The 22,870-nt window shown below is 69.2% G+C and carries 21 protein-coding genes; 8 read left to right on the top strand and 13 right to left on the bottom strand.

The features are described from left to right. Positions 1-75: 75 nt before the first annotated feature. The 4 genes from mdlC (at position 76) to LGM56_RS26735 (ending at position 5,796) form a co-directional block, all read left to right on the top strand. On the top strand, positions 76-1,683 hold the full coding sequence (gene mdlC / locus LGM56_RS26750; protein WP_226207173.1) for a benzoylformate decarboxylase: 1,608 nt from the start codon (positions 76-78) through the stop codon (positions 1,681-1,683). 38 nt (positions 1,684-1,721) lie between these two features. After that, positions 1,722-3,173, top strand: a complete 1,452-nt coding sequence (locus LGM56_RS26745) for an aldehyde dehydrogenase (protein ID WP_226207172.1) — start codon at positions 1,722-1,724, stop codon at positions 3,171-3,173. 14 nt (positions 3,174-3,187) lie between these two features. Further along, positions 3,188-4,132 carry a ketopantoate reductase family protein gene (locus LGM56_RS26740; protein ID WP_226207171.1) on the top strand — a complete coding sequence of 315 codons (945 nt, stop codon included), beginning with the start codon at positions 3,188-3,190 and terminating at the stop codon, positions 4,130-4,132. 266 nt (positions 4,133-4,398) lie between these two features. Beyond that, on the top strand, positions 4,399-5,796 hold the full coding sequence (locus tag LGM56_RS26735; RefSeq protein ID WP_226207170.1) for an MFS transporter: 1,398 nt from the start codon (positions 4,399-4,401) through the stop codon (positions 5,794-5,796). A gap of 30 nt (positions 5,797-5,826) precedes the next feature. On the opposite strand, the gene kynA is transcribed toward LGM56_RS26735, so the two are convergent. From kynA to kynB, 3 genes are all read right to left on the bottom strand, one after another. Then, positions 5,827-6,759: a tryptophan 2,3-dioxygenase gene (kynA, locus tag LGM56_RS26730; protein ID WP_039368343.1), complete on the bottom strand. Its 933-nt coding sequence runs from the start codon at positions 6,757-6,759 to the stop codon at positions 5,827-5,829. Between the two features lie 78 nt (positions 6,760-6,837). After that, positions 6,838-8,091, bottom strand: a complete 1,254-nt coding sequence (kynU, locus tag LGM56_RS26725) for a kynureninase (RefSeq protein ID WP_264171001.1) — start codon at positions 8,089-8,091, stop codon at positions 6,838-6,840. 25 nt (positions 8,092-8,116) lie between these two features. Next, positions 8,117-8,758: an arylformamidase gene (gene kynB, locus LGM56_RS26720; RefSeq protein WP_226207169.1), complete on the bottom strand. Its 642-nt coding sequence runs from the start codon at positions 8,756-8,758 to the stop codon at positions 8,117-8,119. Between the two features lie 130 nt (positions 8,759-8,888). On the opposite strand from kynB, the gene LGM56_RS26715 reads away from it, so the two are divergent. After that, positions 8,889-9,389 carry an Lrp/AsnC family transcriptional regulator gene (locus LGM56_RS26715; protein WP_006477992.1) on the top strand — a complete coding sequence of 167 codons (501 nt, stop codon included), beginning with the start codon at positions 8,889-8,891 and terminating at the stop codon, positions 9,387-9,389. Here LGM56_RS26715 and LGM56_RS26710 read toward each other — a convergent pair. The 3 genes from LGM56_RS26710 to LGM56_RS26700 form a co-directional block, all read right to left on the bottom strand. Further along, a complete protein-coding gene (locus LGM56_RS26710; protein WP_226207168.1) occupies positions 9,376-9,885 on the bottom strand; it encodes a flavin reductase family protein in 510 nt (169 codons plus the stop codon). The genes LGM56_RS26715 and LGM56_RS26710 overlap by 14 nt on opposite strands. A gap of 304 nt (positions 9,886-10,189) precedes the next feature. Further along, positions 10,190-10,855, bottom strand: coding sequence for a hypothetical protein (locus LGM56_RS26705; protein ID WP_226207167.1), 666 nt, complete (start codon positions 10,853-10,855; stop codon positions 10,190-10,192). Continuing rightward, complete coding sequence (locus tag LGM56_RS26700; RefSeq protein WP_226207165.1) at positions 10,852-12,258, bottom strand: selenium-binding family protein; 1,407 nt, start codon at positions 12,256-12,258, stop codon at positions 10,852-10,854. The genes LGM56_RS26705 and LGM56_RS26700 overlap by 4 nt, the downstream gene beginning before the upstream one ends. 580 nt (positions 12,259-12,838) lie before the next feature. Between LGM56_RS26700 and msrA the strand changes: the two genes are divergently transcribed. Then, positions 12,839-13,399: a peptide-methionine (S)-S-oxide reductase MsrA gene (gene msrA, locus LGM56_RS26695; RefSeq protein WP_041492935.1), complete on the top strand. Its 561-nt coding sequence runs from the start codon at positions 12,839-12,841 to the stop codon at positions 13,397-13,399. A gap of 42 nt (positions 13,400-13,441) precedes the next feature. Here msrA and LGM56_RS26690 read toward each other — a convergent pair whose 3' ends face one another. The 3 genes from LGM56_RS26690 to pdxH all read right to left on the bottom strand — a co-directional run bounded on the left by LGM56_RS26690 (position 13,442) and on the right by pdxH (position 16,747). Beyond that, entirely contained in the window at positions 13,442-14,737 is a 1,296-nt protein-coding gene (locus LGM56_RS26690) for a DUF72 domain-containing protein (RefSeq protein ID WP_226207164.1), read from the bottom strand. 23 nt (positions 14,738-14,760) lie between these two features. Continuing rightward, positions 14,761-15,981 (bottom strand): SAM-dependent methyltransferase, encoded by a 1,221-nt coding sequence (locus tag LGM56_RS26685; protein WP_226117493.1) that lies wholly within the window; start codon positions 15,979-15,981, stop codon positions 14,761-14,763. 121 nt (positions 15,982-16,102) lie between these two features. Next, positions 16,103-16,747 (bottom strand): pyridoxamine 5'-phosphate oxidase, encoded by a 645-nt coding sequence (gene pdxH, locus LGM56_RS26680; RefSeq protein ID WP_226207163.1) that lies wholly within the window; start codon positions 16,745-16,747, stop codon positions 16,103-16,105. 128 nt (positions 16,748-16,875) lie between these two features. Here pdxH and LGM56_RS26675 point away from each other — a divergent pair, with 128 nt between their 5' ends. Next, positions 16,876-17,733, top strand: a complete 858-nt coding sequence (locus tag LGM56_RS26675; RefSeq protein ID WP_069248702.1) for a ThiF family adenylyltransferase — start codon at positions 16,876-16,878, stop codon at positions 17,731-17,733. A 110-nt stretch (positions 17,734-17,843) separates the two neighbouring features. On the opposite strand, the gene trxA is transcribed toward LGM56_RS26675, so the two are convergent. Continuing rightward, positions 17,844-18,692, bottom strand: a complete 849-nt coding sequence (gene trxA / locus LGM56_RS26670; protein ID WP_089495515.1) for a thioredoxin — start codon at positions 18,690-18,692, stop codon at positions 17,844-17,846. Between the two features lie 52 nt (positions 18,693-18,744). After that, the gene (locus LGM56_RS26665) at positions 18,745-19,626 is read right to left on the bottom strand and encodes a pirin family protein (protein ID WP_226207162.1); all 882 of its coding nucleotides are present in this window, start codon (positions 19,624-19,626) and stop codon (positions 18,745-18,747) included. Between the two features lie 247 nt (positions 19,627-19,873). On the opposite strand from LGM56_RS26665, the gene LGM56_RS26660 reads away from it, so the two are divergent. Next, the gene (locus LGM56_RS26660) at positions 19,874-20,752 is read left to right on the top strand and encodes an EamA family transporter (RefSeq protein ID WP_179254846.1); all 879 of its coding nucleotides are present in this window, start codon (positions 19,874-19,876) and stop codon (positions 20,750-20,752) included. A gap of 54 nt (positions 20,753-20,806) precedes the next feature. Here LGM56_RS26660 and LGM56_RS26655 read toward each other — a convergent pair whose 3' ends face one another. Then, positions 20,807-22,327, bottom strand: a complete 1,521-nt coding sequence (locus LGM56_RS26655) for an N-acetylmuramoyl-L-alanine amidase (protein ID WP_226207161.1) — start codon at positions 22,325-22,327, stop codon at positions 20,807-20,809. Next, positions 22,309-22,863 (bottom strand): tRNA (adenosine(37)-N6)-threonylcarbamoyltransferase complex ATPase subunit type 1 TsaE, encoded by a 555-nt coding sequence (tsaE, locus tag LGM56_RS26650; protein ID WP_089426181.1) that lies wholly within the window; start codon positions 22,861-22,863, stop codon positions 22,309-22,311. The genes LGM56_RS26655 and tsaE overlap by 19 nt, the downstream gene beginning before the upstream one ends. Positions 22,864-22,870 lie beyond the last annotated feature (7 nt).

Below are 22,870 nucleotides of genomic sequence, written 5' to 3'. Positions count from 1 at the left end.
AAAAATACAGTATCCGAGAATGACTCGCGCTTCGATACTGTGGAAACCGCCAAGCCATCGAGGAGACGCCCGAGCATGTCCGGCCATACGCCCCCTTCCGCCACACCGATCACCGTTCGCGATGCGGTGATCGACCTGCTTCGCCAGTTCGGCATCGACCGCGTGTTCGGCAATCCCGGCTCGACCGAGTTGCCGATGTTCCGCGACTTCCCGGACGATTTCCGCTACGTGCTCGGCTTGCATGAAGCCGTCGTGGTCGGGATGGCCGACGGCCACGCGCAGGCCACCGGCAATGCGGCGGTCGTCAACCTGCATTCGGCGGCGGGCGTCGGCAACGCGATGGGCAATCTCTTCACCGCCTTCAAGAACCGCACGCCGCTGATCGTCACCGCGGGCCAGCAGGCGCGCGCGATCCTGCCGTTCGACCCGTTCCTCGGCGCGACGCAGGCCGCCGAGCTGCCGAAGCCGTATGTGAAATGGAGCATCGAGCCCGCGCGCGCGCAGGACGTGCCGGCCGCGATCGCGCGTGCGTACCGCATTGCGATGCAGGAACCGCGTGGGCCCGTATTCGTGTCGATCCCGGTCGACGACTGGGACCAGCCGGCCGAGCTGCTGCCGCGCCGCGACGTCAGCAACGTCGTGCGGCCCGACCCGGACGCGCTCGCGCGGCTCGGCGATGCGCTCGACGCCGCGCGGCGGCCGGCGTTCGTGGTCGGGGCGGCCGTCGATCGCGCCGGCGCGTGGGACGACGTCGTGCGGCTCGCCGAGCGGCACCGTGCGCGCGTGTACGTCGCGCCGATGTCGGGGCGCTGCAGCTTCCCCGAGGACCATCCGCTGTTCGCCGGCTTCCTGCCCGCGATCCGCGAGAAGATCGTCGCGCGGCTCGACGGGCACGACCTCGTGTTCGCGTTCGGCGCACCCGCGTTCACCTATCACATCGAGGGCTTCGGCCCGCACGTGCCGCCGGGCGCGACGCTCGTGCAGCTCGTCGACGATCCGGGCATCGCCGCGTGGACGCCGTCGGGCGATGCGGTCGTCGGCAACCTGCGGCTCGCCGCGCGCGACCTGCTCGCGCGCCCGGCGCCGCCCGAGCGGCCGATGCCCGCGCCGCGGCCGCCGCGTGCGCGGGTCGAACCGCCGGCCGCCGGCGAGCGCATGCCGGTCGCGTTCGCGCTGCAGACGCTCGCCGACGTGCGCGCCGCGGACGACATCGTCGTCGAGGAAGCACCGAGCGCGCGGCCCGTGATGCAGGAACACCTGCCGTTCACGCACAGCGGCACGTTCTACACGATGGACAGCGGCGGGCTCGGCTACGGGATGCCGGCCGCCGTCGGCGTCGCGCTCGCGCAGCCGGGCCGGCGCGTGATCGGGCTGATCGGCGACGGGTCGAGCCTGTATTCGATCCAGGCCCTGTGGAGCGCCGCGCAGCTGAAGCTGCCGGTCACGTTCGTGATCCTCAATAACCGGCGCTACGCGGCGCTGCAGGATTTCGCGCCGGTGTTCGGCTTCGGCCCGGACGATCCCGTGCAGGGCACCGATCTGCCGAACCTGGATTTCGTCGCGCTCGCGCAAGGGATGGGCTGCCGGGGCGTGCGCGTGTCCGATGCGGCGCACCTGCGTGACGCGCTGACCGACGCGCTGCGTGCGGCGACGCCGGTCGTCGTCGAAGTCGAGATTGTCTGAATGACGTGATGCGCAGTGCGCGTCCTGCCGGAGATTCCATGCAAACCGTATCGATGCTGATCGGCGGCGAACGCCGTCACTCATCCAGCGGCGCGACCTTCGCGCGCCGCAACCCGCTTGACGGCGAAGTCGCGTCCGAAGCGCCCGCGTGCACCGTCGACGATGCGCGCGCGGCGGCCGACGCGGCCGCCCGCGCGTTTCCCGCATGGGCCGCGCTCGGCCCCGGCGCCCGCCGCGCATTGCTGCTGAAGGCGGCCGCCGCGCTCGAAGCGAAGCACGAGCAGTTCGTCGCCGCGATGGCGGCGGAGACGGGCGCGTCCGCGCTGTGGGCCGGCTTCAATGTGCATCTCGCCGCGAGCGGGCTCGTCGAGGCCGCGTCGCTGACCACGCAGGTCGGCGGCGAGCTGATCCCGTCCGACGTGCCCGGTTCGCTCGCGATGGGCGTGCGGCAGCCGGCCGGCGTCGTGCTCGGCATCGCACCGTGGAATGCGCCGGTGATCCTCGCGACGCGCGCGCTCGCGCTGCCGCTCGCGTGCGGCAACACCGTCGTGCTGAAGGGCTCGGAGCTGTGCCCCGTCACGCACGGGCTGATCGTCGAGGCGCTGCAGGAAGCCGGGCTGCCGCCGGGCGTCGTCAATTTCGTGACGAACGCGCCCGAGGATGCGGGCACCATCGTCGATGCATTGATCGCGCATCCGGCCGTGCGCCGCGTGAATTTCACGGGCTCGACGCGCGTCGGCAGGATCGTCGCCGAAGCCTGTGCGCGCCACCTGAAGCCGTCGGTGCTGGAGCTCGGCGGCAAGGCGCCGTTCGTCGTGCTCGACGATGCCGATCTCGATGCGGCGGTCGCGGCGGCCGCGTTCGGCGCGTTCGCGAATTCCGGGCAGATCTGCATGTCGACCGAACGCATCGTCGTCGACGCGTCGATTGCCGATGCGTTCGTCGCGAAGCTCGCCGACAAGGCCGCGTCGCTACCGCTCGGCGATCCGCGCCAGGGGCCCGTCGTGCTCGGTTCGCTGATCGACATGAAGGCCGTCGAGCGCTGCAACGCGCTGATCGACGATGCGCTCGCGCACGGCGCGACGCTCGTGTGCGGCGGCAAGGCCGACAGCACGCTGTTCCCGGCCACGCTGCTCGACCATGTGACGCCGGCGATGCGCATCTATGCGGAGGAGTCGTTCGGCCCGGTGAAGGGCATCGTGCGCGTCGATGGCGAGGACGCCGCGATCCGCTGCGCGAACGACAACGCGTTCGGGCTGTCGTCGGCCGTGTTCAGCCGCGACGTCGCGCGTGCGATGCGCGTCGCGGCCCGCATCGAGTCGGGCATCTGCCACGTGAACGGTCCGACCGTGCACGACGAGGCGCAGATGCCGTTCGGCGGCGTGAAGGACAGCGGCTTCGGCCACTTCGGCGGCAAGGCCGGCATCGCGGCGTTCACGGACCTGCGCTGGATCACGGTGCAGACCGCACCGCGCCACTATCCGTTCTGACGAGGCCGACGACGATGAGGATTGCGATTCTGGGCGCCGGCGCGATGGGCTCGCTGTTCGGCGGGCGGCTGGCCGAAAGCGGCGAGGCCGTCACGCTGATCGACGTGAACGATGCGCATCTCGATGCGATTCGCCGCGACGGATTGCGCATCGACGACGATCGGGGAGACCGACGCATCCGTACGTTGCAGGCCGTACGGCCGGAAGTGGCGAATGCGGCTGCGGCCGCATCGCCCGATGCATCGTTCGACCTGCTGATCGTTTTCACGAAGTCGCTGCATACGCGCGCCGCGCTCGACGGCGTGCGCGCGCTGCTCGAGCAGGACACGCACGTGCTGACGCTGCAGAACGGGCTCGGCAACGTCGAGACGCTGAATGCGTTCGTCCCGCTCGAACGCATCCTGGTCGGCGTGACGACGTGGCCGGCCGACGCGGCGGGGCCGGCGCACGTGCGCTCGCACGGCGCGGGCGCGATCCGCATGATGACGGCCGACGGCGCGGCGCGCCCGTTCGCGGCGACGGTGGCCGATGCGCTGTCGCGCGCCGGGCTCGCGTGCACGCTGGAAGCCGACGTGTGGGCCGCGATCTGGGAGAAGGTCGCGTTCAACGCGGCGCTCAACACGCTGTGCGCGGCGACGGGCTGCACGGTCGACCAGCTCGGCAATCATCACGACGGGCCGCGGCTTGCCCTCGCGATTGCAGCCGAGGTGGCCGCCGTCGCCCGCGCGAAGGGCATCGCGGTCGACGGCGAACGCATCTCGCACAGCGTCGAGCATGCGATCCGCGCGCATCGCGGCCATCGCCCGTCGATGCTGCAGGACGTGCTCGCGGGCCGCCGCACGGAAATCGAAGCGATCAGCGGCAAGGTCGTCGCGGCCGCGCGCGAAGCGGGCGTCGCGGTGCCGCATGCGGAAACGCTGCTCGCGCTGGTCCGGCTGATCGACGCGCGGGTGAACTGAGCATCAGGCGGGCGGCGCGGCTTGCGCCGCACGACGAGACGAGCGCGTCGCGCGCAGGCGACGGCGCCGGATCGGGACAGGTTGGACGAGACACCGGAGGCGGCGCCGATGCGTCGACGCCGGCCGCCTGCGCAGCACGAGATCCGGGCACGCGCCACCGCGCCAGCCCGGGCAACCGGAGACGCCATGAACGCCATCGAATGCCGTTGTCTTGCCGCGCGCTGCTTGCGCATGTTGCCGCCTGAGCGCGGCGCACGGGAGGTCGCATGAGCACGCGCGACGGATTGTTGCCGGCGTCCGTCGACATCGGCGCGACGCTCGACGACGGGCCGTTCACGACGATGCAGCGCTGCGTGGTGCTGCTCGCCGCGCTCGCGATCGTGCTCGACGGCTTTGACGGCCAGTTGATCGGCTTCGCGATCCCGGTGCTGATCCGCGAATGGGGCATCACACGTGGCGCGTTCGCGCCGGCGGTGGCGGCCGGGCTGATCGGGATGGGCATCGGCAGTGCGTGCGCGGGAATCGTCGCGGACCGCTTCGGCCGCCGCCAGGCCGTGATCGGCAGCGTGTTCCTGTTCGGCATCGCGACCTGCGCGATCGGCTTCGCACCGGACGTCACGGCGATCGCGGTGCTGCGCTTCGTCGCAGGCCTCGGAATCGGCGGCGCCTTGCCGACGGCCACGACGATGACGGCCGAATACACGCCCGCGCGGCGTCGCACGATGATGGTGACCGCGACGATCGTCTGCGTGCCGCTCGGCGGGATGCTGGCCGGCCTGTTCGCGCACGAGGTGCTGCCGCGCTACGGCTGGCGCGGGCTGTTCTTCGCGGGCGGCGCGTTGCCGCTCGTGCTCGGCTTCGTGCTCGTGCGTGCGTTGCCCGAATCGCCGCGCTATCTCGCGCGGCGCCCCGCGCGCTGGCCGGAACTCGGCGCGCTGCTCGCGCGGATGGAGCGGCCCGTCGCGCCGGGCACCGCCTTCACCGACCTGCGGGACGCCCGCGCGGCAGGCGGCCGCGGCGGCTTCGGCGCGCTGTTCGCGAGCGGCCAGGCGCGCGACACGATCGCGCTGTGGTGCGCGTTCTTCATGTGCCTGCTTGCCGTGTATGCGGCGTTCAGCTGGCTGCCGACGATGCTGGCGGCGAGCGGGTTGAGCGTGTCGGTCGCGGGGACGGGGCTCACCGCGTACAACCTCGGCGGCGTGATCGGCGCGCTGCTGTGCGCATGGACGATCGCGCATGCCGGGTCGCGCTGGCCGCTCGTGCTGTGCAGTATCGGCGGCGCGGCGAGTGCGGTGTGGCTGATGGGTGTCGATGCGAGCCGCCACACGGGCTGGCTGATCGTCGGGCTCGGCCTGCACGGGTTGTTCGTCAACGCGGTGCAGTCGACGATGTATGCGCTCTGCGCGTACATCTACCCGACGGCCGTGCGCGCGACCGGCACCGCCAGCGCGCTCGCGTTCGGCCGGCTCGGTGCGATCCTCAGCGCGTTCGCGGGCGCGGTCGTGATCACCACGGGCGGCGCCACGGCCTATCTGACGATGCTGGCGATTGCGATGGGCGTGGTCTGCGTCGCGCTGCTCGTCGTGCGACGGCATATCCCGCGACTGTCGCGCGCGGGCGTGCAGCCGCGCGAAGGGGAGGCGCTGGCCCGCACGTCGTCGTGACGGCGGGCGGGCCTGGGGGCGCGTCGCGCGTTACAGCGTGGTGCGCACGTGCCAGAGCTCGGGGAACAGCACGACGTCGAGCATCTTGCGCAGGTACGGCGCGCCGCTGGTGCCGCCCGTGCCCTGCTTGAAGCCGATGATGCGCTCGACGGTCGTCACGTGACGGAAGCGCCACTGGCGGAACGCATCCTCGAGATCGACGAGTTCCTCGGCCATCTCGTAGAGCTCCCAGTGCTGCTGCGGATGACGGTACACCTCGAGCCACGCGGCTTCGACCGTCTCGTCGTGCCGGGTCGGCTGCGTCCAGTCGCGCTCGAGCCGCTCCGCCGCGATCGGGAAGCCGCGCCGCGCGAGCAGGCGCACGACTTCATCGTAGAACGACGGCGCCTCGAGCGTCGCACGCACCTGTTCGAGGATGTCTGGCCGGTGCGCATGCGGCTGCAGCATCTGCACGTTCTTGTTGCCGAGCAGGAATTCGAGCTGCCGATACTGATAAGACTGGAAACCCGACGACTGCCCGAGATACGGCCGCATCGCCGAATACTCGGACGGCGTCATCGTCGACAGCACGTTCCACGCCTGCACCAGTTGCTCGAGGATGCGCGACACGCGTGCGAGCATCTTGAACGCGGGCGGCAGCGCGTCGGTGCGCACCGCGTCGAGGGCGCCGCGCAGCTCGAACAGCGCGAGCTTCATCCACAGCTCGCTCGTCTGATGCTGGATGATGAACAGCATCTCGTTGTGATCGGGCGACAGCGGATGCTGCGCGTCGAGGATCGAATTCAGCGACAGGTAGTCGCCGTAGCTCATCGACTTCGAGAAATCGAGCTGCGCGTTGTGCCAGCCGGCATCGCCGGGCACGTGCGACGCTTCGTGCGCGGCCGGGGCTGCTTGGGCCGAATGCGCGGCGCGCGCGCCCGAGAACGGGCAGCCCGCCGGCGCGTCGCCGCCGGGTGGCTGCATATGACCAGAATTCACGACTTTCTCCAGATTTGAATGACGGGGCGCGGCGCGCGGCTCGCGCGCGCCGGGCAAGGCCGATCAGGTCACCGCGCCGCGTTCGGCGAACTCGGGCGCCTTCCACGCGTCGGTGGCGAGGATGTCGCGCAGCGTCTCGACGGCATCCCACACGTCGGCGAAGCGCGTATAGAGCGGCGTGAAGCCGAAGCGCAGCACGTACGGCTCGCGATAGTCGCCGATCACGCCGCGCGCGATCAGCGCCTGCATCACTTCGTAGCCGTGCGGATGCTCGAAGCTCGCCTGCGAGCCGCGCTGGTGATGCGCGCGCGGCGTGACGAGCTTCAGCGACAGGCCCGCGCAGCGTGCCTCGACGAGCGCGATGAACGCATCGGTCAGTGCGAGCGACTTGCGGCGGATCGCGTGCATGTCGGTCTGCAGGAACACGTCGAGCCCGCATTCGACCATCGACATCGACACGATCGGCTGCGTGCCGCACAGGAAGCGCGCGATGCCCGGATCGGGCGCGAAGCCTGGCTGCATCGCGAACGGTGCGCGGTGGCCCCACCAGCCGGACAGCGGCTGCGAGAAGTGCGCGTGATGACGCTGCGGCACCCATACGAAGGCGGGCGAACCGGGGCCGCCGTTCAGGTACTTGTACGTGCAGCCGACCGCGCCGTCCGCGCGCGCGCCGTTCAGGTCGACCGGCACCGCGCCGGCCGAGTGCGCGAGATCCCACAGCATCAGCCCGTCGGCGTCGTGCACGAGCTGCGTGACGGCCGGCATGTCGTGCATGTAGCCGGTGCGGTAGTTCACGTGCGTGATCATCGCGACGGCCGTGTCCGCGCCGAGCGCGCCGGGCAGGTCGGCCGGGTCGTCGATCAGGCGCAGTTCGTAGTCGCCGCCGAGCTGCTCGATCAGCCCCTGCGCGATATACAGGTCGGTCGGGAAGTTCGAGCGTTCCGACACGATCACGCGGCGCTCGGGCGCGCGCTCGGCCTGATGGCGCACCATCGCCGACAGCAGCTTGAACAGGTTGATCGAGATCGTGTCGGTCACGACCGTCTCGCCGGGCGCGCCGCCGATCAGCGTCGCGAGCTTGTCGCCGAGACGGCGCGGCAGCGCGAACCAGCCGGCCGTGTTCCAGCTGCGGATCAGGCCTTCGCCCCATTCGGCGCCGATCACCTGCTGCGCACGGGTGGCCGATGCGCGCGGCTGCGCGCCGAGCGAGTTGCCGTCGAGGTAAATCACGCCGTCGGGCAGGGAGAACTGGTCGCGCAGCGGGGCGAGCGGATCGTCGCGGTCGAGCGCGAGCGCGTCTTCACGGGTCTTGATCATGATGTGGGGTCGTCAGTCGGGGTAATCAGGAAGCACGCGCGGGCAGCGCGCGCAGCACCGCGCGCACGGGGCTCGCGTCGAGCGTCGCGAATTTCAGCGGCAGTGCGATCAGTTCATAGTCGCCGGGCGGCACGTCGTCGAGCACGATGCCTTCGAGGATCGCCATCCGGTGCGCGCGCACGCGGTGATGCGCATCCATCGTCTTCGATTCCTGCGGGTCGAGCGACGGCGTGTCGATGCCGATCAGCTTCACGCCATGCGCGGCGAGCAGATCGACGGTCTCGGGCGCGACCGCGCAGAAGTGGCTGTCCCACTCATCGACGCTGGCGCGCGCACAGGTGCGCAGCAGTACGCGCGGCGGCACGCCGTCGAGCGCGGCCGCGACCTCGGCCGGCTGCACGACCGGCAATGCGCCGATGCAATGGATCACGCGGCACGGGCCGAGGTAGGTGTCGAGCGGCACGGCGCCGATCGGCGCGCCGTCGGCGTCGTAGTGCAGCGGCGCGTCGCAGTGCGCGCCCGTGTGCGGCGACAGCGTCAGGCGCGCGACGTTGACCGGCGAGCCGGCCTCCATCCGCCACACGCGTTCGACGGAAACCGGCGTATCGCCCGGCCACACGGGGGTGGCGGGGCTGACGGGCGGCGAGATGTCCCAGAGGGTGTCCATGGCATGACGATACGGTGAGTCGATCCTTCGAATGATAGGTGGACGCTCGCAGAAAGTGCTTGCGAAATAAACATGGACAATCCGCCGGATTGGCAGATAATTCGACTCAGAGGGAAAACGGGGACCAAAAATGCACGCGATCACGCTCGATGCCACCGACTGCCGGATTCTGGCGGTACTGCAGGAAGAGGGCAGAATCAGCAATCTCGACCTGGCGGAACGGATTTCGCTTTCGCCGTCCGCCTGTCTGCGCCGCATGCGCCTGCTCGAGGAGCAGGGCGTGATCGAGCACTATCGCGCATGCCTGAGCCGCGAGAAGCTCGGCTTCGAGCTCGAGGCGTTCGTTCAGGTGTCGATGCGCAACGAAGAGAATCAATGGCACGAGCGCTTCGCGGAAGCGCTGCGCGAATGGCCGGAGGTGGTCGGCGCGTTCGTCGTGACGGGCGAGAGCCACTACCTGCTGCGCGTGCTCGCGCACAACCTCAAGCACTATTCGGATTTCGTGCTGAACCGCCTCTACAAGGCGCCGGGCGTGATGGACATCCGGTCCAACATCGTGCTGCAGACGCTGAAGGATGAAGCCGGCGCGCCGGTCGGGCTGGCGCGCACGGGGGCGATCAAAGCGGTGTAAGGCCGTGGAAGCCGCCGCCGTGGAACACGAGCGGCGGTGCCGTGTCCGATTCCACGCGCACGCCGCAACGCTCCACTTCACCGACGAAGATCACGTGGTCGCCTTCATCGTAGCGGCTGCGGTTGTGGCATTCGAACCACGCGAGCGCGCCGTCGAGCACGGGCATCCCCGAGTTGCCGGCCGCATGCGCGATCCCTTCGAAGCGGTCGCCCTTGTAGGTCGAGAAGCGCTTGCACAGGTCGAGCTGCGAGGCCGCGAGCACGTTCACCACGTAATGGCTGTTGCCGCGGAACACGGGCGTCGACGCCGATTTGTGCGCGAGGCTCCACAGCACGAGCGGCGGATCGAGCGAGACCGAGTTGAACGAGCTGGCGGTGATGCCGATCAGCTGGCCGGACGGCGCGCGTGTCGTGATCACCGTCACGCCCGTGGCGAACTGCCCGAGGGCTTGCCGGAAGGCGGCCGAGTCGAAATCCGGAGGATTGGCCTGGTTCATCGGGTAGCCATCCGGAACGAGACGGGCGGGCGCGGCGCGACGCGGGCGGGGCGGGCACGGCGGACGAAAGGCGACAAGGCGGTCGAGAGGGAAGGGGTGCGCATGGCCCGATTTTAGCGGAATCGGGGCTGCCGGGCCCGGCCAGGCGGCGCATTGCGGGGGCAGGGTGACGTAGCGAACACTGCGGCGCGCCGACGGAGGCGCAAGGGCACGCTGCCGGCACGGCCGTTCTGTCGCGTTTTTTGTGCGGGTCCGCCGCTCCGCCCGGCACCCGTGCTCGACATCGGCCGCAGATCCCCTCGCACTATCGCGCCGCCGCCAGCCCGAGCGACAACGCGCCCGTCACGATCAGGCTCGACGCCCACACCGCGTCGAGATTGAACCAGCTCCGCGATACGAACTTCAGCCCGAGATAGCGGTACACGAGCCAGGCGAGCCCGCCGCCGGCGCCGATCATCGCGATGGCATGCACGGCCGCGACGACGAGCGCCATCCCGAGATGCGCATCGACGAGCGTGGCCGCCGCGCGATGGCCGGCATCCTGGTCGAGCCCGCACAGCCCGAGGTAGATCGGCACCAGCATCAGCCCCGCGCCATGCGCGATCGCGACCGCGAACGACCACAGGCCGAGCCGCGCGGGCGGAATCCGCGCAAGCGCCCGCGGATGCCGGCGCCGGATCAGCAGCACGGCGCCGAAGCCGATCACGAGCGCGCTCGCACCGATCCGGATCGCCGTTTGCCACGCGAGCAGCGCGGCGAGCAGCCCGAACGGCAGCATCACCGCGAACACGGCGAGTGCATGGCCGAGCGCGAGATAGCCGAGCGCCGCGACGAGCGCGCCGCCGCGGCGCGTCATCAGCGCGTTCGACACCGCGAGCGGCCAGCCCATCGCGGGGTTGAGCCCGTGATACACCCCGCTCGCGAGCACGGCCGCCCACAGTGCGAACGGGGCGTGAAAGCCGGCGTTCAACGCTTGACCGACGGATAGCAGAACGAGTCGGTCGAGCAGTCGCCGCCTTCGAGCCGGATCTGGTGCGCGCGATAGCCGTCGGGGAACTCGACCCAGTAATCGTCGGCGAGCGTCAGACCGCCTTCCGGCCCCACGTGCGCGAGCACCTGCGCGCCCGGCACGCCGTCCGGATAGAACTGGTCGTCCCATGTCGAATACAGCGAATTGGTCCAGTACACGCGTTTCCCGTCGCGGCTGATCTCGACCATCTGCGGGCCGCCCGCGAACGTGCGGCCGTTCGAGTGCGGCGCGCGGCGCGCGATGCCGCCGATGCGGACCGACCCCGCGAGCACCGGGTTGTGCGGATCCAACACGTCGTACTGGCGCATCTCGCCGGTGCCCCAGCACGACACGTAGAGGAAGCGGTCGTCGAGCGACAGGTCGATGTCGGTCACGAGCGGCGGCACCGCGCCGAATCCCTTGAGCAGCGGCGGCAGTTCGTCGGCCGCGGCCGGCTCGGCCGGGATCGTCGCGGTCTTCTTCACATGGAACTTGCCGCCTTCGCGCCACCAGGTCCAGATCGAGCCTTCGAGATTGGTCGTATCGACCACGACGCCGACGAACCCGTATTCGCGCGCCGGGTCGTGCGCGGGCCGCACTTCGAGCGCCATCTGGTGCTGCGCGCCGAGATCGATCGTCTGCACGTTGCGACGCGCGCGCAGGTCCCAGAAATGCAGCCGGTGCCCGTATTTGTTCGCGAGCAGGTCCTCCGGCACGATCCCGTTCTCGAATTGCGGCGGCAGCGCCCATTCGCTCGACACCATGTAGTCGCGCGGCAGGTTCCACCAGAAGTCGTAGTGCTTGTCCTGCGGGCCGCGATCGATCTCCCAGCGGCCGAGCACGTCGAAGGTTTCGCAATCCATGATGAAGATGCCGGGCGCGCCGTCGGTGCCGTCCTTGCCCGCGCCGCCGAGCGTGCTCACGTAGACGCCCTCGGGCCCGCAATGAACGGTGTGCGGCCGCGAATAACCGGTCTTCGAGAAGATCTCGTCGGGCTCGATGATCTTGTGGATGCGCGCCTGCGTCGGATGCGGTTTCGTGTCGATCACGTAGATGCGCGACGAGCGCAGGCCGGGGATGATCAGGAAGCGGCGCTCGAGGAATGCATGCCCGGTCAGCGGCGACAGCGACGACGAACACGCATTCCAGCCGAAGTGGTGAAACTCGTCGCCGGTGTTCGGCATCGTCACCGTGTGCACGATTTTTCCGTAGGTCGACGAGCCAGGCTTCACGTCGATCACGGCGAGCGCGTCGGGTCTGGAAAAATCGGGGCTCAGCAACAACGTATAGGCAAACTCCTCTGCCGGTGCCTGCATCGCAAGCTCGGGTGAAGCGTGAAACGTCGGGTCAGGCCGCATGCTCATGGTGATGCCCTCTCGATGGTGTCGGATCGGGGTCGCACGGCCGTTCGTTGCGGGCGTGCGAGTCGGGGTTGCCGCACGGCACGCATCACGCCGGCGGGAGCGATCGGCAGGCGGACGCACGCGTCGATGAGCGTGCGACGCCGTGCATCAGATCGTGAAAGCGGATAAAGGCGATGAGCCGGATCGCCGCGCGCGGAGCGAGACGGATGCATGGCAAGGAGGTGATGCAATCGAAGCCGCGGCCCGCGACGCGGCGACGGCCGGACGCGTGACGCGGGTGAGGTCTGTTAAGGCGTGCATAGCGATGTTCCGGCAGATGATGTTTGCATCAGGGTCGGGCATGCATCGGGCGCGTTGCGCCAGACGGCGGGTTTGCCGCCGCGCTCGCGCGTGCCTAAGTGTAGTCGAGAAAACGGGCGGCCGGTCGCGCGCGGCACCCGTGCAATCTGTCAGGTTCGCGCGCGAGTGAGATACTTGCCGGAGTGCCGTTGCAGCCCGCACGCGGGTGGGCAGCGGCGAGACGGAACGGTGGCGCCGGCGCATGCGTGCCGGCTGCCGACATCAACGAGGGACTGATTTCATGGTGAACGAGATGCTTGAAACCGCGACATTGGGCGGTGGGTGTTTCTGGTGCACGGAGGCGGTGTTTCTCGACGTCGACGGCGTGACGGCCGTCCAGTCGGGCTACGCGGGCGGCCATACGCGCAATCCCGGCTATCGCGACATCTGCGAGGGCGATACGGGCCACGCGGAAGTCGTCAACGTGACGTTCGATCCGGCGCGCATCGGCTATCGCGAGATCCTCGAGATCTTCTTCGCAACGCACGATCCGACCCAGCTGAACCGGCAGGGCAACGACGTCGGCACGCAGTACCGTTCGGTCGTGTTCACCCATTCGGACGCGCAGCGCGACACGGCGCTCGACGTGATCCGCGAACTGGAGCGCGAGCAGGTGTTCGGGCAGCCGATCGTCACGCAGGTCGTGCCGCTCGACGGCAACTACTGGCCGGCCGAGGATTATCACCAGAACTATTACGCGCGTAACCCGGGGCAGGGCTATTGCTCGGTCGTGATCGGGCCGAAGCTCGCGAAATTCCGGCAGAAGTTCTCGCACCGGCTGAAGTCGCTGCGCGGCGCGTAAGCGTCGTGACCGCGGCCGGCGCAAGCCGGTATCCAATCGGTATCAAGCCGCCTCGTTGCGCCACTGCGCGCACGCGGCGGCGATCTCGCGCGCAAGCGCGATGCACGACAGCGGCGCGGAGCCTTCCGCCTTGTTGTTGATCGTGATGATCACCGGCTGCCCGGCCAGCGCATAGCGCGCAGCCAGTTCGGCGAGCGCCGAGCGCGTGGCCGGATCCTCGTCGACGAGCTTGTCGAACGGCTCGTACTTCGCTTTCGCCTGTTCATACTTGAAGCCGCCGTGCAGGCTCCAGCGCACGATCAGCGGGCCCGGCGCGTCGCCGTCGAGCAGCGCGAGCGCGGCTGCCTGGCGCAGCGGATCGGGCATCCGCGCGTGCAGGCCGACGCAGTAGCGCACGCCGAGCGCGGCGAGCGCGCGGATGAAGCGCGGCGTGAGCAGGCTCGCGTCGCGAATCTCGATCGCGTAGCGGGTGCCGTCGGCGTCCGCCGGCAGCGGCGGCAGCGCCGCGAAGAACGCGGCCAGCCGGTCGATCAGTTCGGCCGGCCGGGCAAGCAGCGTGTCGGGCAACGGCGAGAACTGGAATACGAGCACGCCGGCTTTCCGGCCGAGCCCTTCGACGCACGGCTGCACGAATTCGCGGGTCGCGAGATCCGCGTCGAGGAAGGTCGGGTTCGGTCCCGACGGTTCGCCGCGCCCGCCCCGAATCACCGCGTCGGTCACGGAGGCCGGCGCCTTCACGACGAAGCGGAAATCGTCGGGCACCTGCTGCGCGTAGCGCAGGTAGTCGGCCACCGACAGCGGGCCGTAGAACGACCGGTCGAGGCTCACGCTCTTCAGAAGCGGATGCGCGCTATACGCTTCGAGCCCTTCGCGCGAGAGTTTCGTCTGAGCAAAATCGCCGTCGTAGACGATGCCGTCCCAGCCCGGGAAGGTCCACGACGATGTGCCGAGCCGGACGTTCGGCGGCAGGCCGGCTGCTGCGTCGGCCACATCCGGTGCGATCGGCGCGGGCAGCACGCCGCGCCGGCGCCGGCCCTTCTTCGGCGGCTCGGCTGGCAGGGACGGTTCGTCCCACAGCAGGCCGGAAGCGGCGGGCGGCGTTTCGTCTGACGAACGGGGAGGAGTGCGAAGGCGCGGTGCCGGCTGCGCGTCGTCAGGCGCGCCCGGGTTCACATGTTCGTCGGCGTCGGCAGGCGGGCCATCGTTCCCGGGCGACGCGCGTGCAGCATCGACCGGCACGCCGAACAGGTCGAATTGCCCGTCGGCGTGCGGCGTGTTCGCGTCGTCGTGCTGCTGTCGTTCCGGCGGCGCCTTGCGCCGCGTCCTGCCGTCACCCATGCATGCCCAGCGTGAAGCGCCGCCTAGCGCGGCAGCGCGTGTTCGTACATATAGCGCCGCGACCACGGCAGCGTCTTCGCGCTCTGCCCGGCCTTGCGGCACACGATCTGGAAGATCGACACGTCGTCGTGCTCGAACGCATACGCGCAGCCGGCGAGATACACGCGCCAGATGCGGAATTTTTCGTCGTCGACGAGTTGTCGCGCGGCGTCGGCCTTCGCCTCGAAGTTTTCCGTCCAGATATCGAGCGTGCGGGCATAGTGCCGGCGCAGGCTTTCGACGTCAATCGCTTCGAGCCCGCCGCGCTGCGCGGCTTCCAGCGCCAGGCTGATGTGCGGCAACTCGCCGTCCGGGAACACGTAGCGATCGATGAACTCGCCGCCGCCGAGCGCCGTCTCGCCGCTTTCCGCGTCGGTCGACGTGATCCCGTGGTTCATCGCGATGCCGTCGTCGGCGAGCAGGTCGTGGATCCGCGAGAAATAGAGCGGCAGGTTCTTGCGCCCGACGTGCTCGAACATCCCGACGCTCGTGATGCGGTCGAATTGCCCGTCGATCTCGCGGTAGTCCTGCAGCCGGATCTCGATTTTGTCTTCCAGCCCGGCGGCTTTCACGCGCGCGGTCGCGAGGTCGAACTGGTTCTGCGACAGCGTGACGCCGAGGCACTGCGCGCCGAACTTCTGCGCGGCGCGCAGCACGAGCGCCCCCCAGCCGCAGCCGATGTCGAGCAGGCGCTGGCCGGGCTGGAGCCGGATCTTCGTCAGGATGTGGTCGATCTTCTTGATCTGCGCGGTGGCGAGATCTTCGTCGCCGTTCTCGAAGTACGCGCACGAGTACACCATGTTCTCGTCGAGCCACAGTTTGTAGAACTCGTTCGAGACGTCGTAGTGATACTGGATCGCCTTCTTGTCGGTGCTCTTCGAGTGATTGAAGTAGCGCTTCACGCGTGCCAGCTTGCTCGCGCTCGTCACCGTGCTGCGCGCGAGCGAGTAGCCGATGTTGATGATGTCCGACAGCTTGCCTTCGATGTCGATCTTGCCCTTTACATACGCCTCGCCGAGATTGTCGAGGCTCGGTTCGAGCAGCAGCGGCAACGCCGACGCACTGTTGACCTTCAGCGTGACCTGCGGCGCGCTGAAGGTGCCGAAATCGAGTTGATCGCCGTTCCACAGCACGAGGCGCGCCGGTATGTTCGCTTTCGCCCGTACTTCGTCCGCCCACTGTGCCAGCTTCTTTTCCCAGAACATTTGGATTCTCCGTTTGTTCGTTGAATCGAATACAGCCAAGTATCTTGACCGGCGCCCGCCGCTTGCGAGGCGGGCGCCCGAATGCAACACGAGACACGACCGGCATGCGCCGGCGCCGGGCTTAAGGCGACAGGCGCGAAATCGACCAGCCCGTCGACGTGCCGGCGTCGCGCGTGTAGAGCAGGCGGTCGTGCAGCCGCGACGGGCGGCCCTGCCAGAACTCGATCGAGTCGGGCACGAGGCGGTAGCCGCCCCAGTGCGGCGGGCGCGGCGGGTTGTCGCCGTAGCGTTCGCTGATGGCCTGTTCCTGCGCTTCGAGCGTCGCGCGGCTGTCGATCACCGCGCTCTGTTCCGACGCCCATGCGCCGATGCGCGAGCCGAGCGGGCGCGACGCGAAATAGCGGTCGCTTTCTTCTGCGCTGGTTTTCTCGATCCGGCCTTCGATGCGCACCTGGCGCTCCAGCTCGATCCAGTAGAACAGCAGCGCGGCCTGCGGGTGCGCGGCAAGATCGCGCCCCTTGCGGCTTTCGTAATTGGTGAAGAAGACGAACCCGCGTTCGTCGACGCCCTTGATGAGCACGATGCGTGCCGACGGCCGGCCGTCGGCGCCGACGGTCGCGAGCGTCATCGTGTTCGGCTCGGGCAGCTTGGCGGCGAGCGCCTCCTTGAACCAGCGGTCGAACTGGGCGAACGGGTCGTGGGCGACGTCGGCCTCGTCGAGCGAAGCACGTGAGTAATTGATGCGGAGATCGGCGAGAGTCGTCATGTTATGCAAACGCTTCAATCTGGAACCATTGTAGCCAACGCGCAAGAAACGTGCGTGCACAGTGGCGCGTGCGAGCGGGGAGTTCAGGCAAAATAGAGGGCTGCACGACTTACGTTTTCCTTGCTGCCATGTCCGTCGCCGACGCTGCCCCGCCCAGTTCCTCTGATCTTACCCCGACCCCGGAAATCCAGCTTGACGTGGATCGCGCGCGGCGTTTCGGCGGCGTGGCGCGCCTGTACGGCGCGCCGGCCGCCGCCGCGTTCGAGCGCGCGCACGTCGCGGTGATCGGGATCGGCGGCGTCGGCTCGTGGGTGGCCGAGGCGCTCGCGCGCAACGCGGTCGGCACGCTGACGCTGATCGATCTCGACAACGTCGCCGAAAGCAATACGAACCGGCAGATCCATGCGCTCGACGGCAATTACGGCAAGCCGAAGGTCGACGCGATGGCCGAGCGGATCGCGCTGATCGATCCTGCATGCCGCGTGAACCGGATCGAGGATTTCGTCGAGCCCGACAACTTCGACGCGCTGCTCGGCGGCGGCTTCGACTACGTGATCGACGCGATCGACAGCGTGCGCACGAAGGTCGCGCTGATCGCATGGTGCGTCGCGAAGCGTCAGCCGCTCGTCGTGGTCGGCGGCGCGGGCGGCCAGCTCGACCCGACGCGCATCCGGATCGACGATCTCGCGCTGACGATCCAGGATCCGCTGCTGTCGAAAGTGCGCGCGCAATTGCGCAAGCAGCACGGCTTTCCGCGCGGGCCGAAGGCGCGTTTCAAGGTCAGCGCCGTGTATTCGGACGAGCCGCTGATCTATCCGGAAGCTGCCGCCTGCGACCTCGAGGACGGCACGGAGCCGTCCGCGGCCGCGCACGTCGCGGGGCTCAACTGCGCGGGGTTCGGTTCGAGCGTGTGCGTGACCGCGAGCTTTGGCTTCGCAGCCGCCGCGCATGCGCTGCGCGCGATCGCGGCGCAGGCTGCCGGCTGAGCCGCTGCGAATCGCGGTCGTTGTGCAATGCGGCGGCGCGTGACACGCGCCGTGCTTGACGTGGTGATCCGGCAGCCGGGCCGTTGCAGCCCGGCCGGTTCCACGTCAGTTCAGTTGAGCGCCATGCTCAGCCTGCGCCGCCACCCGGCGACGAGATCCGGGCGATCGCCGGCCAGCTCGAACACCGAGATCAGCGTGCGGCGGCCGAGATCGTCGCCGTACGCGCGGTCGCGCGTGACGATTTCCAGCAACTGCTCCACCGCGCCTTCGTACGCCCGCCGCGCGATCAGGCTCTGCGCGAGGTCGAAGCGCGCGTCGAGGTCGGCCGGGTTCGCCGCGATGCGCGCTTCGAGCGCGTCGGTCGGCGGCAGGTCGGCCGTCGCGTCGAGCGCGTCGAAACGGGTCTTGATCGCCTGGTAGCGCGGATCGCCGTTCTGCACGGTCTGAGGCGACAGGCGTTCGGTCTCGGCGCGTGCGGCGTCGACCTGGTTGTTCGCGAGCAGTAGTTCGATCAGATCGAGGCGGGCGTCGTCGAAGCCCGGGTTCAGCGCGAGCGCCGCTTCGAGGTGCGTGAGCGCGTCGTCGTAGCGCGACTCGGCCATCGCGTCCTGTGCGGCACGCCGTTCGGCTTCCTCCGGCGCCGGCAGCAGCCGGTCGAGGAAGGCCCGCAGCTGGCCTTCGGGCAGCACACCGACGAACTGGTCGACGGGGCGCCCGTCGGCGAACGCGATCACGTGCGGGATGCTGCGCGTCTGGAAGTGCGCGGCGAGTTCCTGGTTCTCGTCGACGTTGACCTTCACGAGCTTCCAGCGGCCTTCATAGGCGCCTTCGAGCTTTTCCAGCAGCGGGCCGAGCGTCTTGCAGGGGCCGCACCACGGCGCCCAGAAGTCCACCAGCACGGGTGCGTCCAGCGACGCCTCGATGACGTCTTTCTCGAATGTGGCAAGCGTGGTGTCCATGTCGTTCTCTTCCGTTCGAATGTCGTCAGGATGGGGGCGGCGCGCCCCTTTTTCAACGCGGCTTCGACTCGGGCAGCGGAATCCATTCCGTCTCGCCCGGCACCTTGCCCATTTCCTGGCGCGTCCAGGCGTCTTTCGCGCGCTCGATCGCCTCGCGGCTGCTGGCGACGAAATTCCATTCGATGAAGCGCTCGCCGTCGATCCTGTCGCCGCCGAGCAGCATCGCACGTGCGCCGCTGCCGCTCGTCAGCGTGACCGCGGCGCCGGGCGTGAGCACGGCCATCTGCTCGGCCGGCACCGGCGTGCCGTCGATCGCGAGCTCGCCGTCGACCACGTAGACCGCGCGCTCCTCGTGCGACGCGTCGAGTGCGAGGCGGCCGCCGGCTGCGAATTCAGCCGCGACGTACAGCGTGCGCGAGAACGTCGTGACCGGCGAGCGCAGCCCGAACGCATCGCCGGCGATCACGGTCAGCGCGACGCTGTCCTCGTTGCGCTTCGGCAGCGTGCCGGCCGCATGGTGCTCGAACGACGGCTCGGTCGTCTCGTGCGCGCGCGGCAGCGCGACCCAGGTCTGGATCCCGTGCACGGTGTGGCCGTGTTCGCGCTGCGCGTCGGGCGTGCGTTCGGAGTGGACGATCCCGCGGCCGGCCGTCATCCAGTTGACGTCGCCCGGCACGATCTCCTGCAGCGAGCCGAGGCTGTCGCGGTGCAGGATCGCGCCGTCGAACAGGTAGGTGACGGTGGCGAGGCCGATATGCGGATGCGGGCGCACGTCGAGCCCCGTGCCGGGCGGCAGCGCGGCGGGCCCCATGTGATCGAAGAAGATGAACGGGCCGACAAGGCGGGCGGCGAGTGCGGGCAGCGTGCGGCGCACCTGCAGGTTGCCGATGTCGCGCACGTGCGGCTTCAGCAGGGCTTTGATCGGAGCGGTCATGGCGGATCCTGTGGGGCGGCGGGGGATGCCGGTCATTGTACTGGCCGTCCGCCGCCGATTCCATGTGCGCCGCGCGGGTATCGGGCCGGGGGCTGAAACCCGGTAGACTGACCGGCTTCCCAGAGGAAAACACCGGGCCGCCGCGGGTTTTCCGCCTCGAAGGCAGTCCTCTCGGGGCGCCCGGCGCAACGCGAGAGGGCCTGAGCGCACTTTGCACGACCATTCGACAATCGAGGAGACGCCGATGATGGCCCCGAAGGACTTGCTGCTTGCGCTGGTCGTGATCCTGGCGTGGGGCGTGAACTTCGTCGTGATCAAGGTCGGCCTGCACGGCATGCCGCCGATGCTGCTCGGCGCGCTGCGCTTCACGCTCGCGGCCGTCCCCGCGGTGTTCTTCGTGCGCCGGCCGCAGATTCCATGGCGCCTGCTGGTGCTGTACGGCGCGACGATTCAGCTCGGCCAGTTCGTGTTCCTGTTCACCGGCATGTACGTCGGCATGCCGGCCGGCCTCGCGTCGCTCGTGCTGCAGTCGCAGGCGTTCTTCACGCTCGTGTTCGCGATGCTGTTCCTCGGCGAGCGGCTGCGCGTGCAGAACCTGCTGGGGCTCGCGATCGCCGCGGGCGGGCTCGTCGTGATCGCGGCGCAGGGCGGGCGCGCGATGACGCTCGCGGGCTTCCTGCTGACGATCTGCTCGGCCGCGATGTGGGCGTTCGGCAACATCGTCACGAAGAAGGTCGGCCGTGCGAACCTCGTGTCGCTCGTCGTGTGGGCCAGCCTCGTGCCGCCCGTGCCGTTCTTCCTGCTGTCGCTGTGGTTCGAAGGGCCGCAGCGGATCGCGACCGCGCTTGCCGGGCTGAACGGCGCGTCGATCTTCGCGGTCGTGTATCTCGCGTTCGTCGCGACGCTGCTCGGCTACGGGCTGTGGAGCCGCCTGCTGTCGCGCTATCCGGCCGCGCAGGTCGCGCAGTTCTCGCTGCTGGTGCCGATCGTGGGCCTCGCGTCGTCGGCGCTGCTGCTCGACGAGCACCTGACGCGCACGCAGCTGATCGGCACGGCGCTCGTGATGGGCGGGCTCGCGGTGAACGTGTTCGGCGGGAAACTGATGCGCCGCTTCGCGGCGTCGTGACGCGCCGGCATGCACTGCGTGCCGGCGGCGGGGCGGGGTGGCCGGGTACGGCCGTCAGGCCATCCGGCTCTTCGCGAGCGGCGGATTCGCGGCGAAATAGCGCTTGATGCCGCGGAAGATCGCGTCGGCCATCTGGTCGCGATAGCCGTCGTCGTTCAGCCGGCTCTCTTCTTCGGGGTTGCTGATGAAGGCCGTCTCGACGAGGATCGACGGAATGTCGGGCGCCTTCAGCACCGCGAACCCGGCCTGCTCGACCGAGCCCTTGTGCAGCTTGTTGATGCCGCCGACTTCCTTCAGCACGTAGTTGCCGTAGCGCAGCGAATCGCGGATCTGCGCGGTCGTCGACATGTCGAACAACGCGCGGTTCACGGCCGCGTCCGCCGTCTTGATGTTGATGCCGCCGATCAGGTCGGACGAGTTCTCCTTGTTCGCCATCCAGCGCGCCGCGGCGCTCGTCGCGCCGTGGTCGGACAGCGCGAACACCGACGAGCCGCGCGCGGACGGCGTCGTGAATGCATCGGCGTGGATCGACACGAACAGGTCGGCGCCCACGCGGCGCGCTTTCTGCACGCGCACGTTCAGCGGCACGAAGAAGTCGGCGTCGCGCGTCATCATCGCGCGCATGTTCGGCGCGCCGTCGATCTTCGCGCGCAGCTTCTTCGCGATGTCGAGCGCGATGTGCTTCTCGTACGTGCCGCCGCCGCCGATCGCGCCCGGATCCTCGCCGCCATGGCCCGGATCGATCGCCACCGTCAGCAGGCGGACGGTGCTGCCCTTGCCGGATTTCGGCGCGGTGAACTTGTAGGTGTCGCCATCGTCGTCGCTGTCGTCGCGGCGTGCGATGACGGGCGGCGGCTTGACGGCTGGCTTCGCGGGCGTCGAAGGGGGGGCGGGCGGCGTGTGAGGCGTGGCCGGCGTGTTCTGCGCGAAGCGCTGGAAGAATGCGTCGCTGTTGTCGCCAGCGGCGGGCGGCGGGGTACCGGGGCCGGCCAGCGTGGTCGGCGGCTGCATCTGCTGCGCACGTGCCGTGTCGTTGAGCGCCTGCTCCTTGCGTTCCGTCTGCGCGATCAGGTCGGACAGCGGATCGGGCGCGACGGCCGGATACAGGTCGAACACGAGCCGGTACTTGTAGGTGCCGACCGGCGGCAGCGTGAACACCTGCGGCTTCACCGAACCTTTCAGGTCGAACACCATCCGCACGACGTGCGGCTGATACTGGCCGACACGCACCGACTGGATCTGCGGATCGTTCGGCGCGATCTTCGACACGAGGTCGCGCAGCGCCTGGTCGAGGTCGAGACCGGTCAGGTCGACGACGAGACGGTCGGGACCCTGCAGCAGCTGTTGGCTATTCTGCAGCGGCTGGTCGGATTCGATCGTGACGCGCGTGTAATCGCGTGCGGGCCACACGCGCACGCCGAGCACCGACGACGCGCGCGCGAGCCGCGGTGCGACGAGACCGAGCACCAGCGTCGACGCGCCCGCGCACAGGATCTGGCGGCGCCGCCAGTTGTGCGTCGCGGTGGCCGCCGATTCGATCGAGCGGAACGGTTTGATCAACATCTTTCGAGACATGCCTTTCCTGAAGCGCTGTACGCCCGGACGGTGAGGGCGCGGCCGTCGCCATCCACGTCGAGCGAGAAAACCAGATCGGGTACGCCGAGCAGCGTGCCTGCCTGTTGTGGCCATTCGACGAGGCAGATCGCGCTGGAATTGAAATATTCGCGAAAGCCTGCGTCGGACCATTCGGCCGGATCGTTGAAACGATACAGATCGAAGTGATAGACCTCGAGTTCCCCATCGTCGCGTTCGAGCGCGTACGGCTCGACGAGCGTATAGGTCGGGCTGCGCACGCGCCCCGTGTGGCCGAGGCCACGCAGGATCGCGCGCACGAGGGACGTCTTGCCCGCGCCGAGATCGCCGACCAGCTGGATCTGCAGCCCGTCGAACGCATGCGCGCGGGCGAGTTCGGTGCGCGCCGCGTCGAGCGCGTGCGCGAAGCGGGTGCCGAAGGCCTCGGTCGCCGCTTCGTCGGCGAGCGCGATCACGCGCTCCGCGAGCGGGGCGGGCAGCATGGCGTCGTGAGGCGGATGGCTGGGCGTGGCTGGCATTCTCGTA

This window comes from Burkholderia sp. AU38729 (assembly GCF_020419725.1).
In the GTDB taxonomy this organism is placed as follows: Bacteria; Pseudomonadota; Gammaproteobacteria; order Burkholderiales; family Burkholderiaceae; genus Burkholderia.
The sequence above is the reverse complement of the archived record's forward strand: the minus strand, read 5'-3'. Positions and strand labels throughout refer to the sequence as shown.

Bases quoted from the DNA above. Each gene is read 5' to 3' on its own strand.
- LGM56_RS26655 (WP_226207161.1), bottom strand. From the start codon at position 22,327: ATGTCTCGAAAGATGTTGATCAAACCGTTCCGCTCGATCGAATCGGCG.
- mdlC (WP_226207173.1), top strand. From the start codon at position 76: ATGTCCGGCCATACGCCCCCTTCCGCCACACCGATCACCGTTCGCGAT.
- trxA (WP_089495515.1), bottom strand. From the start codon at position 18,692: ATGGACACCACGCTTGCCACATTCGAGAAAGACGTCATCGAGGCGTCG.
- LGM56_RS26745 (WP_226207172.1), top strand. From the start codon at position 1,722: ATGCAAACCGTATCGATGCTGATCGGCGGCGAACGCCGTCACTCATCC.
- tsaE (WP_089426181.1), bottom strand. From the start codon at position 22,863: ATGCCAGCCACGCCCAGCCATCCGCCTCACGACGCCATGCTGCCCGCC.
- LGM56_RS26690 (WP_226207164.1), bottom strand. From the start codon at position 14,737: ATGGGTGACGGCAGGACGCGGCGCAAGGCGCCGCCGGAACGACAGCAG.
- msrA (WP_041492935.1), top strand. From the start codon at position 12,839: ATGGTGAACGAGATGCTTGAAACCGCGACATTGGGCGGTGGGTGTTTC.
- LGM56_RS26665 (WP_226207162.1), bottom strand. From the start codon at position 19,626: ATGACCGCTCCGATCAAAGCCCTGCTGAAGCCGCACGTGCGCGACATC.
- pdxH (WP_226207163.1), bottom strand. From the start codon at position 16,747: ATGACGACTCTCGCCGATCTCCGCATCAATTACTCACGTGCTTCGCTC.
- LGM56_RS26700 (WP_226207165.1), bottom strand. From the start codon at position 12,258: ATGAGCATGCGGCCTGACCCGACGTTTCACGCTTCACCCGAGCTTGCG.
- LGM56_RS26715 (WP_006477992.1), top strand. From the start codon at position 8,889: ATGCACGCGATCACGCTCGATGCCACCGACTGCCGGATTCTGGCGGTA.
- kynB (WP_226207169.1), bottom strand. From the start codon at position 8,758: ATGGACACCCTCTGGGACATCTCGCCGCCCGTCAGCCCCGCCACCCCC.
- kynA (WP_039368343.1), bottom strand. From the start codon at position 6,759: ATGCAGCCACCCGGCGGCGACGCGCCGGCGGGCTGCCCGTTCTCGGGC.
- kynU (WP_264171001.1), bottom strand. From the start codon at position 8,091: ATGATCAAGACCCGTGAAGACGCGCTCGCGCTCGACCGCGACGATCCG.
- LGM56_RS26740 (WP_226207171.1), top strand. From the start codon at position 3,188: ATGAGGATTGCGATTCTGGGCGCCGGCGCGATGGGCTCGCTGTTCGGC.
- LGM56_RS26735 (WP_226207170.1), top strand. From the start codon at position 4,399: ATGAGCACGCGCGACGGATTGTTGCCGGCGTCCGTCGACATCGGCGCG.
- LGM56_RS26685 (WP_226117493.1), bottom strand. From the start codon at position 15,981: ATGTTCTGGGAAAAGAAGCTGGCACAGTGGGCGGACGAAGTACGGGCG.
- LGM56_RS26675 (WP_069248702.1), top strand. From the start codon at position 16,876: ATGTCCGTCGCCGACGCTGCCCCGCCCAGTTCCTCTGATCTTACCCCG.
- LGM56_RS26660 (WP_179254846.1), top strand. From the start codon at position 19,874: ATGGCCCCGAAGGACTTGCTGCTTGCGCTGGTCGTGATCCTGGCGTGG.
- LGM56_RS26710 (WP_226207168.1), bottom strand. From the start codon at position 9,885: ATGAACCAGGCCAATCCTCCGGATTTCGACTCGGCCGCCTTCCGGCAA.